We start from the raw sequence: 2620 nt of genomic DNA on the forward strand, positions 1-2620 counted from the left end.
TGCGGATTCCGCTCTGAAGCCGGCCGCCATTCCGATCATTGACCGGCCACCGTTCCGATTTGAAGCCGGCCACCATTCCAATCAATAACCGGCCAGTTTCCGGCACTCAAGTTCCCCTGGGTCAGCAACCTTGGCATGTGTCCCCTCGATATCCACGAGGGGAATTTAATGCCTGCAAAAAGAAAGCTGACCATGCGACACATACGACAAATGCTGCGGCTTGCGGGTAGCGGAACGAGTAGCCGCGAGATCGCGGTGATGCTTGGCATCGCTCGCAGCACCGTGCAGGACAACCTGAAGCGAGCTGCGATGGTCGGGTTGAGTTGGCCCCTCGCCAGCGACCTGACAGACGATGTCCTTGAGGCCAAGCTTTTCGTCCATCCCGGCGTTAAGCAAGGCCAGCGATTGCGGCAAGAGCCCGACTGGGGCCCGCTTTCGATCGAGCTGAAGAAGCCAGGCGTGACGCTGCTGATCCTTTGGGAGGAATACCGCAGCATCCATCCGGATGGGTATGGGTATAGCCGTTTTTGCGAGTTGTTCCGTGGCTTTGAGAAGCGCCTGTCACCGACGATGCGCCAGGAACACGTCGCCGGCGACAAAGTCTTCGTGGATTACTCCGGCAACGCGTGCCGATCGTCGATCGCAAGACCGGCGAGATCCGCGAGGCGGAACTGTTCCTCGGCGTGCTCGGCGCGTCGAGCTACACATATGCGGAAGCCACATGGACCCAGACCCTGCCGGACTGGATTGGCTCCCACGTCCGCATGTTCACCTTCTTCGACGGTGTGCCCCGGCTGATCGTGCCCGATAATCTGAAGTCCGGCGTCAACCGCGCCAGCTTCTACGATCCTGAGATCAACCGCAGCTACGGGGTCATGGCGGCTCATTATGGCGTTGGCGTCCTGCCAGCACGTCCGCGACGCCCGAAGGACAAGGCCAAGGTGGAGAATGGCGTGAAGTTCGCCCAGAGCTGCATTCTCGGCCGTCTTCGCAAACAGACATTCTTCTCGCTCACGGAAGCCAATGCCGCGATCGCTCAGATGCTGGAGCGCATCAACAATCACGTCATTCGCCGGTTGGGCGTCAGTCGTCGGAACCTCTTTGAGACGGTCGAACAGGCAGCACTCGCAAGCCTGCCCAGCGAACATTATGAGTTCGCCGAATGGCGCTTGGCGCGGGTGTCGACGGATTACCATGTCGAGTTCCAGAGCTTCTTCTATTCTGTCCCGCATGCCCTCATACGGAGCCAAGTCGATATCAGGGCGACTGAACGGATGATCGAGATCTTCCATCGCGGCAAACGCGTTGCGGTGCATCAGCGCCGCTATGGTGGCCCGCGCTATGGAACTGACCCCGCTCACATGCCCAGTTCACACCGCCGATATGCCGAGTGGACGCCGGAACGCTTCCGACGATGGGGCGCGTCTATCGGGCCGCAGACCGAAGGGCTTATCATCGCCATTCTCGCCAGCCGTCCGCACCCGGAACAGGGCTTCAGAACGTGCCTCGGGATCCTGCGCCTTTACCGTGACATCGGCCAGGACCGCGCCGAGGCCGTTTCAGCACGGGCTGTCGAGATTGGCGGCTTGAACAGCAAGGCCATCGCGTCGCTCATCGCCACCTACAAAAGCAAAATACCTCCCACCGAACCTGCCGCCGTTGTGGAACACGCCAACTTACGCGGTCCCAGTTACTTTCATTGAGGAGACCTTCCATCATGCTGATCAATCCTACCATCGACATGCTGCGCGAACTCGGCCTTTCCGGCATGGCAAGCGCCTATCAGGAACTCGAGGCGCAACCGGAGGCGAGACACCTCGGGCACGGTGAGTGGCTGGCCCTTCTTCTCGAGCGCGAGTCGACCGCCCGAGGCCAGAAGCGCTTCGAGGCCCGGGCCCGGGCCGCAAAGCTGCGCCATGATGCCCAAATCGAGAACATCGATTTCCGCGCCACCCGCGGCCTCGATCGCAATCTGTTCCTGAAGCTTGCCGGATGTGACTGGATCCGGCAGCGCCACAGCCTGCTCATGATTGGACCCGCCGGCGTCGGCAAGAGCTGGCTTGCATGCGCGCTCGGACACAAGGCGTGCCGCGAGGACTTCTCCGTCGCCTATCATCGCCTACCCAGACTGTTCGCCACGCTGGCCTTGGCGCGTGGGGACGGTCGATATCCGAAGGTGCTGAAGGCTTTGGCGAGAACCGACCTACTCATTCTTGATGACTGGGGACCAGAGAAGCTCAATGACGAGCAACGGCGCGACCTCCTGGAGATCGTTGAAGACCGCTATGAGAAACGGTCTACCATCGTCACCAGCCAGGTGCCCGTCGAACACTGGTACGACATGATCGGCAATCCGACGATCGCCGACGCCATCCTCGATCGCCTCGTTCACAATGCTTACCGCATCGAACTCACGGGGGAGAGTATGCGAAAGAAGCGTTCCATGACTGCTGCCGCGACAACCTAAGCTTGACCGCCAGGCGGCTTCAAGCCAAAGAACATGACGACCCAGAGGCACACCGACTGGCCGGCTTCAAATCGGAACGGTGGCCGGAATGAAATCGGAATGGGTGGCCGGCTTCGTGTCGGAATAGGTGGCCGGCTTCATCGGAATACGCAT

1 protein-coding gene and 1 pseudogene are annotated in these 2620 nt (G+C 60.5%); both read left to right on the plus strand.

Annotated features, from left to right (window positions below):
* Positions 1-192 precede the first annotated feature (192 nt).
* Positions 193-1703 (plus strand): annotated as a pseudogene (gene istA, locus C8J33_RS26725) (IS21 family transposase).
* Between the two features lie 14 nt (positions 1704-1717).
* Positions 1718-2467, plus strand: coding sequence for an IS21-like element helper ATPase IstB (gene istB, locus C8J33_RS26730; RefSeq protein WP_132665928.1), 750 nt, complete (start codon positions 1718-1720; stop codon positions 2465-2467).
* The last annotated feature ends 153 nt before the right edge of the window (positions 2468-2620 follow it).

Origin of the sequence: Rhizobium sp. PP-CC-3G-465, assembly GCF_004343445.1 — a bacterium.
Taxonomy (GTDB): domain Bacteria; phylum Pseudomonadota; class Alphaproteobacteria; order Rhizobiales; family Rhizobiaceae; genus Ferranicluibacter; species Ferranicluibacter rubi.